A 9968-nucleotide genomic window follows, 5' to 3' on the forward strand; every position below is an offset into this window, starting at 1 on the left:
CCTGTTCATCGAGTCCAGCGCGCATCCGGTGCTGACGATGGGCATCGAGCAGACCGCCGAGACCCACACCAACACCCCCGTCACCACAGTCGGTTCACTGCGCCGCGGTGAGGGGGGCCTGGGGCGCTTCCTGACCTCGGCCGCGGAGGCGTTCGTCGGCGGTGCGACCGTCGACTGGGCCGGGGTGTTCGCGGGCACGGGCGCTCGACGCGTCGAGTTGCCCACCTACGCCTTCCAGCGTCAGCGTTTCTGGCTGGAGCCGGGGGTGGTGTCGGTTGGTGATGTGGGTTCGGTGGGGCTGGTGTCGGCTGGTCATCCGTTGTTGGGGGCGGCGGTGTCGTTGCCGGCCTCGGGTGGGGTGTTGCTGACGGGTCGGTTGTCGTTGGCGTCGCATGGTTGGCTGGCTGATCATGCGGTGGCCGGGGTGGCGTTGTTGCCGGGTACGGCGTTCGTGGAGCTGGCGTTGCGTGCCGGGGACGCGGTGGGCTGCGATCGGGTGGAGGAGTTGACGTTGGAGGCGCCGTTGGTGCTTCCGCAGGACGGCGCCGTCTCCGTCCAGGTGACACTGGAGGGACCGGGAGACGGCGGGCGACGAGAACTCGGTGTCTACTCCCGGCCCGACGGCCTGCCCGACGCGGCGTGGACGCGGCACGCCTCAGGTGTCCTCGCCGCCGGGACCGTGGCCGACGAGGCCGCCGACGCGGAGCTGCGCGCGTGGCCGCCGGCGGGTGCCGAGCCGGTCGATCTGACCGGGCTCTACGAGCGGCTGGCCGCGACGGGACTGGCGTACGGGCCGACGTTCCGTGGGCTGGGCGCGGCATGGCGGCGCGGCGACGAGGTGTTCGCCGAGGTGGCCTTGCCGGAGGAGGCAGCCGCGGAAGCGGACCGGTACGGGCTGCACCCCGCGCTGCTGGACTCGGCGCTGCACGCATGGCTGGCGGAGCCGGAGCGGGGCTCCGCAGCCGTCCGGCTGCCGTTCGTGTGGCGTGGCGTCTCGTTGTACGCGACGGGTGCCACGGAGCTGCGGGTACGGCTCACGCCGGCCGGAGCCGACGGGACGGCGGTGCTGGTCGCCGATGCGGCGGGGACGGTGGTCGCTTCGGCCGACGCCCTGGTGACGCGTGAGGTGACCGGCGAGCAGGTGGTGGCGGCGGCGCCGGGTGGCGCGAGCGACGCCCTGTACCGCGTGGACTGGATCGAGTCGCCCGGTGGGGCCGGTCCCGGCGCGGTGGCCGCGGACGGCGGTCGTTGCGCCGTCGTCGGGCCGGACACGGACGACCTGCTCGGAGCGCTGAGGACGGCGGACCTGGCCCCCGAGGAGTACACGGACCTGACGGCGCTGGCCGAACCGTGGGCCTCCGCTTCGGTCGCCTCCGGCCTGGTCTTCGTGAGCCTCGGGTCGGACGCCGCCGCCGACGTCGTGACCGCCACTCGGGAGGTCACGCACCGGGCGCTGGACCTGGTGCGGACGTGGGTGGCGCTGGACGGGCTCGACGGGGCGCGGCTGGTGCTGGTGACCCGCGGAGCACTGGCCGTGGACGCCGGTGAGGCACCGGCCGACCTGCCGGCCGCGGGCGTCTGGGGGCTGGTGCGGTCCGCGCAGGCCGAGCACCCGGACCGGTTCGTGCTGGTGGACGTCGACGACGCCGAGCAGAGCCTCGCCGTCCTGCACGAGGCCGTACTGACCGGGGAACCTCAGCTGGCCGTGCGTGAGGGCCGGGTACGGGTGCCGCGACTGGCCGGCGGGGCCGCCGACGGGGTGCTGACGCCGGAGGAGGGCGTACGGGCCTGGCGGCTGACGGCGTCCGAGGACGGCACGCTGGAGGGCCTGCGGCTGCGGCCGGCGCCGGACGCCACCCGGGAACTCGGCGAGCACGAGGTACGGATCGCCGTCCGGGCCGCCGGACTGAACTTCCGCGACGTCCTCCTCGCCCTGGGCATGTATCCCGACCCGGCCCTCATGGGGGGTGAGGGAGCGGGCGTGGTCGTGGCCACCGGACCCGGCGTCACGTCCTTCGCCGTGGGCGACCGGGTGCTGGGCATCTGGTCCGGCGGCTTCGGCCCGCTGGTCGTGGCGGACCAGCGGATGCTGGCGCGGGTGCCGGACGGCTGGTCGTTCGCCGAGGCCGCCTCCGTCCCCGTGGTCTACGTGACCGCGCTGTACGCACTGCGGGACCTGGCCGGCATACGCTCCGGCGAGTCGCTGCTGGTGCACTCCGCGGCCGGCGGGGTCGGCATGGCGGCCGTGCAGCTCGCCCGGGCCTGGGGCGTCGAGGTGTTCGCCACCGCGGGACCGGCCAAGTGGGAGCACGTGCGGGCGCTCGGCGTGGACGACGCCCACCTGGCGTCCTCGCGCTCGCTGGAGTTCGCACGGCACTTCGCCGGCACCTCGGGCACGGGTGGGGTGGACGTCGTCCTCAACTCCCTGGCCGGGGAGTTCGTCGACGCCTCGCTCGGGCTGCTGCGCGACGGCGGCCGTTTCATCGAGATGGGCAAGACGGACGTACGGGACGCCACCGCCGTCGCGGCCGACCGTCCGGGGATCACCTACCGGGCCTTCGACCTGGGCGAAGCCGGCCCCGACCGGATCGGGACGATGCTGGCCGAGGTCATGGACCTCTTCACGCAGGGCCGGCTGCGGCTGCTGCCCACCCGCGTGTGGGACGTCCGCCGGGCACCGGAGGCCTTCCGGTTCATGAGCCAGGCACGGCACGTCGGCAAGCTGGTGCTCAGCGTGCCCGCCACCGCACCGGACCCCGACGGCACGGTGCTGATCACCGGCGCCGCCGGCACCCTCGGCCGCCTCGTCGCCCGGCACCTGGTGGAACAGCACGGCACACGCAGCCTGCTGCTGGTCAGCCGACGCGGCCCCGACGCCGACGGCATGCCGGAACTCCGGCAGGAGCTGACCGCGCTGGGCGCCTCGGTACGGGTCGCCGCCTGTGACGTCGCCGACCGCGACGCGCTGTCGGCACTGCTCTCCGACCTGCCGGACGGACACGGACTGACCGGTGTGGTGCACGCCGCGGGCATCCTGGACGACGGGACGGTGGCGTCCCTGACCCCGGAGCGCGTCGACGCCCTGCTGCGCGTCAAGGCCGAGGCCGCCTGGCATCTGCACGAGGTGACACGCCGCTTCGACCTCAGCCTCTTCGCCCTGTTCTCCTCGACCGCGGGCGTCTTCGGCTCCGCGGGCCAGGCGAACTACGCCGCGTCCAACACCTGGCTGGACACCCTCGCCCAGCACCGCCGGGCGAAGGGCCTGCCGGCGCTGTCCCTGGCCTGGGGTCTGTGGGCGGAGCGCACCGGCATGACCGGCCACCTGAACCAGGCGGACCTGTCCCGCATGACCCGCGTCGGCCTGATGCCCTTCTCCTCGCAGGAGGGCCTGGCACTCCTCGACGCGGCGGGCGGCCTCGCGGAGGCCGTGGTCGTACCCGCCCGCCTGGACACCGCGGCGCTGACCGAGCAGGCCACGCACGGCGCCACCCCGCCGCCGGCCGTACTGCGCGGCCTGGTGCGCCGCCCGGCGCCGGCCCGGCGCGCACTCGTCCGGGAACAGCGGCACTCCGACGAGCCGACACTGGCGCAGCGCCTGACCGGACTCTCCCCGGCGGAGCGGCGGCGGACGCTGCTGCGGCTGGTCCAGGAGCACGCCGCCACCGTGCTCGGACACGGCTCGGCCGTGTCCGTCGTCGCCGACCGGGGCTTCCTGGAGCTCGGCTTCGACTCCCTCACGGCCGTGGAACTGCGCAACCGGCTCAACGCGGCCACCGGCCTGCGGCTGCCCGCCACGCTGATCTTCGACTACCCGACCCCGGAGGCCCTCGCCGGACACCTGGACGAGGAGATCGCACCCGCCGACGACGCCTCGCTCCCAGCCGCGGACACCTCCGCCCTGGTCGCCGAACTCGACCGGCTGGAAGCCGCGTTGCGCGGGGCCGCCGACACCGGCACCGCGACCCGCGAACTGGTCGGCGGCCGGCTCCGGCAACTCCTGTCCACCGTGTCCGCCTGGGGCGACGGGACGACCGAAGGCGCCGCGGAACCGGGGCAGCCCCCGGCCCCCGGCGAAGCGCCGCCGGCCGGCGCAGACGCCGTCACCGAGCACCTGGAGAGCGCGGAGGCGGACGAACTGTTCGCCTTCATCGACCAGGAGTTCGGCTCGTCGGAAGGGTTCGGCTCCGCATGATCACCGCCGTGAACGCCCGCGCCGGCACATCCGCCGCATCCGCGGATCCGTACCGCCTCGTGAGCCCCCCGGGTTCCGCCCTGTCCTTCTCCCCGAACGCCCAGCTTCCCGAGCTCGTGAGGTCCTGATGTCGGAACAAGAAAAGCTCCTCGGCTACCTCCGTCGGGTCACCGCAGACCTGCATCAGACCCGCGGCCGCCTGCAGGAAGTGGAAGCCGCGGCCCACGAGCCGATCGCGATCGTCGGGATGGGCTGCCGCTTCCCCGGCGGTGTGCGCACCCCCGAGGACCTGTGGCGGCTGGTGTCCGGCGAGGAGGACGCCATCACACCGTTCCCCGCCGACCGCGGCTGGGACATCGACGCCGTGTACGACCCCGACCCCGACCGGCCGGGCACCACCTACGCACGCGAGGGCGGCTTCCTCCACGAGGCCGGCGACTTCGACGCCGACTTCTTCGGCATCTCGCCCCGCGAGGCCACCGCGATGGACCCGCAGCAGCGGTTGCTGCTGGAGACCGCCTGGGAGGCGATCGAGCGCGCGGGCATCGACCCCGCCTCGCTCAAGGGAAGCCAGGCCGGCGTCTTCGCGGGCGCCGTCGCACCCGACTACGGCCCCCGCGTCCACGAAGCCCCCGAAGGCGTCGAAGGCCACCTCGTGACCGGCAGCGCCATCAGCGTGGTGTCCGGGCGCGTCGCCTACACCCTCGGCCTGGAGGGCCCCGCCGTCACGGTGGACACGGCCTGCTCCTCCTCCCTGGTCGCCCTGCACCTCGCCGCGCAGTCCCTGCGCCGCGGCGAGTGCTCCCTCGCCCTGGCCGGCGGCGTCACCGTCATGGCCACCCCGGGCACCTTCACGGGCTTCAGCCGCCAGCGCGGCCTCGCCGCCGACGGCCGCTGCAAGCCCTTCGCCGCCGCCGCGGACGGCTTCGGCCCCGCCGAAGGCGCCGGCATGCTCCTCCTGGAACGTCTCTCCGACGCCCGCCGCAACGGCCACCCCGTGCTGGCCGTCGTCCGCGGTACGGCCATCAACCAGGACGGCGCCAGCAGCGGACTGTCCGCCCCCAACGGCCCCTCCCAGCAGCGAGTGATCCGGGCCGCCCTGGCGGACGCCGGACTCACCGCCGCCCAGGTCACCGCCGTCGAGGCGCACGGCACCGGCACGAAGCTCGGCGACCCCATCGAGGCCCAGGCGCTGCTCGCGACGTACGGCCGCGAACACACCGCCGACAAGCCCCTGTTCCTCGGCTCCGTGAAGTCCAACATCGGGCACACGCAGGCGGCCGCGGGCGTGGCCGGACTGATGAAGATGGTCCTGGCGCTGCGGCACGGCACCCTGCCCCGCACGCTGCACGTCGACGAGCCCTCCCCGCACGTCGACTGGTCCTCCGGCACCGTCGCCCTGCTCACCGAGGCCACGCCGTGGCCGAAGGGTGAGGAGCCCCGCCGGTTCGGCGTGTCCTCCTTCGGCATCAGCGGCACCAACGCCCACGCCATCGTCGAAGAGGCCCCCGCCCCGCAGGCCGACGCGGACCAGGAAGACACGGACGCCTCCGCGAACTCCGCCTCGGCGCCGATGGCCCTGCCGGCCGTCCCCTGGGTGCTGTCGGCGAAGTCCGCGACGGCCCTGCGCGCCCAGGCGGCAAGCCTCCTGGAACACCTGGGCGCCCACCCCGAGGCGACCGGCCTCGACACCGGTCTGTCCCTCGCCACCACGCGAACCGCCTTCGACCACCGTGCGGTCGTCCTGGCCCTCGACCCCACGGCGGCGGTACGAGAACTCCAGGCGTACCTCGACGGCCGTGGCACCACCGCCCTCGTCGAGGGCACCGTCCGGCGCGGCATCGGCGTCGCCTTCGTGTTCCCGGGGCAGGGGTCGCAGTGGGCCGGGATGGCGGCTGAACTCCTCGACTCGTCGCCGGTGTTCGCGGAGCGGATGGCCGAGTGTGCGGCTGCGCTCGCGCCGTTCGTGGACTGGTCGCTCATCGACGTGCTGCGGGATGCGGACGCGGATGCCTGGCTGGAGCAGGTCGACGTGGTGCAGCCGGTGCTGTGGGCGGTCATGGTCTCGCTGGCCGAGCTGTGGCGGTCGGTGGGCGTGGAGCCGGCTGCGGTGATCGGTCACTCGCAGGGTGAGATCGCCGCCGCGTGTGTGGCGGGTGCGCTGTCGCTCGGGGACGCGGCGAAGGTGGTGGCGCTGCGCAGCAAGGCGATCCGTGCGCTGTCCGGCCGGGGTGGCATGGTGTCCGTCTCGCTGGGTGTGGACGCGGTGCGCGAGCGCCTCGCCGGCTGGGGTGGTCGGCTGTCGGTGGCGGCGGTCAACGGTCCGTCGGTCGTGGTCGTCTCCGGTGACGCGGACGCGCTGGACGAGCTGCTGGCCGCGTGTGAGGCGGACGGTGTGCGGGCGCGTCGTGTCGCGGTGGACTACGCCTCGCACTGCGCGCATGTCGAGGAGATCGAGGACGTTCTCCTGCGGGACCTGGCGGGCATCGCCCCGCAGGCGTCGAGCGTGCCGTTCTACTCGACGGTGACGGGCGGTGTCCTGGACACGTCGTCCCTCGATGCGGGCTACTGGTACCGCAACTTGCGGCAGACGGTCCGCTTCGCGGATGCCGTCGAGGCTCTGCTGGACGACGGTTTCCGCCTGTTCGTGGAGTCCAGCGCGCATCCGGTGCTGACGATGGGCGTCGAGCAGACGGCTGAAGAGCACACCGACACGCCCGTCACGGCGGTGGGTTCGCTGCGCCGCGGTGAAGGCGGTCCGGAGCGGTTCGTCACGTCGGTGGCGGAGGCCTTTGTCGGCGGCGCGGCCGTGGACTGGGCGAAGCTGTTCGAGGGCACCGGGGCGCGAAGGGTCGAACTGCCCACCTACGCTTTCCAGCACCAGCGCTACTGGCTGGAGGCCGCGCCGTCGCGGCCGCTCGCCCTGGGCATGGCGGACGGCGACCGCACGGACGCCATCTTCTGGGACGCGATCGAACGGGAAGACGGGGAAACGCTGGCGGCCACGCTCCGCCTCGACACCGTCGAGCAGCAGGAGTCGTTCGACGCCGTCCTGCCCGCCCTGGCCCAGTGGCGTCGCCGGCGACGCGCGGAGTCGGCCGTCGACGCATGGCGTTACGCCGCCGCCTGGCGCCGTACGGACGGCGCGGCCAACCCCTCGCTCTCCGGCACCTGGCTGCTCGTCACGCCCGGGGCGTGCGCCGACGACCCGCTGGTGGCGGACACCCGGCAGGCCCTCGAGGAACACGGCGCCGAGGTCGTCACCCTCACCCTGGACGGGAACGACGCCGACCGGGCCGTACTGGCGGAACGGCTCCGCACGATCACCGCGGACCACACACCGTCCGGCGTCCTGTCCCTGCTCGCGCTGGACGAGACCCCCTACCCGGAGCACCCCGTCGCCGGCACCGGCCTGGTGCTGACCCTGTCGCTGATCCAGGCCCTGGGCGACCTCGGCACCAGGGCGCCGCTGTGGTCCGCCACGCGGGGCGCGGTGTCCACCGGCAGCGCGGACCCGCTGACCAGCCTGACCCAGGCCACCGTATGGGGCATGGGCCGCGTCGCCGCCGTGGAGTACCCGGACACGTGGGGCGGCCTGGTCGACCTGCCGGCCACCCTGGACCGACGGGCCCGCACCCGGCTCGCCGGCGTCCTCGCGGGCACCGACGCGGAGGACCAGGTGGCCGTCCGAGCGTCCGGGGTCATGCTGCGCCGCCTGGAACCCGCGCCGTTGGGCGACAGGCGTCCCGCCCGCACCTGGAAGCCCCGGGGCACCGTCCTCGTCACCGGCGGCACCGGCGCCCTCGGCACCCACCTCGCCCGGTGGCTGGCCCGCAACGGCGCCGAGCACCTGATCCTGACGAGCCGCCGCGGTCTCGCCGCGCCCGGCGCCGAGGCGCTGGTCGCCGAACTCGCCGAGCTCGGCACCCAGGTCACCGTCACCTCCTGCGACATGGCGGACCGCGACTCCGTGGCCGACGTCCTCGCCTCCGTACCCGAGGACCGCCCCCTCAACGCCGTCATCCACGCCGCCGCCCACATCGACCTGGCCGGCCTGGCCGAGACGACGGTGGCGGAGTTCGCCGACGTCATGAACGCCAAGGCGGCCGGCGCGGCACACCTCGACGCACTGCTGCGCGACACCCCGCTCGACGCGTTCGTCCTGTTCTCGTCGGTCTCCTCCATCTGGGGCGTCGGCGACCACGGCGCCTACGCTGCGGCCAACGCCTACCTCGACGCGCTCGCCGAACGCCGCCGGGCCGACGGCCTGACCGCCACCTCCGTGGCCTGGGGCGTGTGGGACGCGGTCGGCGACAACGCCCCCGAGGCCCTGGACCTGGACCAACTGCGCCGACGCGGGCTGCGGTTCATGGACATCGACCTCGGCATCACCGCGCTCCAGCAGACACTCGACCACGACCAGACCCACCTGGCCATCGCCGACATGGACTGGGACACCTTCCTCCCGGTCTTCACCTCCGCGCGCCCCAGCCCGCTGCTGGACCAGCTCGTCGAGGCCCGTCGCCTCCACCAGGAGAACACCGCGGGCGGCGGCGACACCGCCGGCGGCCCGGGGACCGACCCGGCCTCACCGCTCCGGCAACGTCTGACCGACCTGGCGTCCGGCGAACGCGGACACGCCGTCCTCGACCTCGTCCACGAGCAGGTGGCGGCCGTCCTGGGCCACGCCGACACGAGCACGCTCGATGCCGGACGTGCCTTCAAGGAACTCGGTTTCGACTCCCTGACCGCCGTGGAACTGCGCAACCGCCTGAACACGGCCACCGGCCTGCGACTGCCCGCCACCCTGATCTTCGACTACCCCAACAGCACCGTACTGAGCGCCCACATCCTGGAGCAGCTCCTCGGAGCGTCGGCGACCACGGCCCCGGACGGCTCCGCGGAGACCGTGTCCGGTACCACGCCCCCGGCACTGCCGACCGACGACGACCCCATCGCGATCGTCGCGATGAGCTGCCGCTACCCGGGCGGAGTGACCTCCCCCGAGGAACTGTGGCAGCTGGTCATGTCCGAGAACGACGCGATCGGCGGACTGCCCACCGACCGCGGCTGGGACATCGAGGGCCTCTACGACCCCGACCCGGACGCCCCCGGCAAGACGTACGTGCGCGAAGGCGGCTTCCTCTACGACGCCGCCGAGTTCGACCCGGGATTCTTCGGCATCTCGCCGCGTGAGGCGGAGGCGATGGACCCGCAGCAGCGCCTGCTGCTGGAGACGTCCTGGGAGGCCTTCGAACGCGTCGGCGTACCCGCCCAGACGCTGCGCGGCAGCCGCACCGGCGTCTTCATGGGCGTCAACTACCAGGAGTACGGCCCCCGCGTCCACGAGGCGCCCGAGGGCACCGAGGGCCACCTCATGACCGGCAACGCGGCCAGCGTCGTGTCCGGCCGCGTCTCCTACACGTTCGGGTTCGAGGGTCCTGCGGTGACGGTGGACACGGCGTGCTCGTCGTCGCTGGTGGCCCTGCACCTCGCGGCCCAGTCGCTGCGCCAGGGCGAGTGCTCGCTGGCTCTGGCCGGCGGCGTCGCCGTCATGCCCACCCCCAGCGCGTTCATCGCCTTCAGCCGCCAGCGCGGCCTCGCCGCCGACGGCCGCTGCAAGGCCTTCGGCGCGAACGCCGACGGCATGGGGCTCGCCGAGGGCATCGGCGTGGTGTTGCTGGAGCGGTTGTCGGATGCGCGGCGCAATGGGCACCGGGTGCTGGCGGTGGTGCGGGGTTCGGCGGTCAACCAGGACGGTGCGAGCAATGGGCTT

2 protein-coding genes are annotated in these 9968 nt (G+C 74.0%); both read left to right on the forward strand.

The genetic code is table 11. The annotated features are described in order from the left end of the window. Positions 1 to 4192: SDR family NAD(P)-dependent oxidoreductase (locus JHAT_RS32810; RefSeq protein ID WP_143660587.1), on the forward strand; the 4192-nt coding region annotated here is incomplete at its 5' end. 127 nt (positions 4193 to 4319) lie between these two features. After that, on the forward strand, positions 4320 to 9968 hold a 5649-nt coding region (locus tag JHAT_RS32815; RefSeq protein WP_143660589.1), incomplete at its 3' end, for a type I polyketide synthase.

The sequence above is a fragment of the Streptomyces sp. JHA26 genome, from assembly GCF_002005565.1.
Taxonomy (GTDB): Bacteria; Actinomycetota; Actinomycetes; order Streptomycetales; family Streptomycetaceae; genus Streptomyces.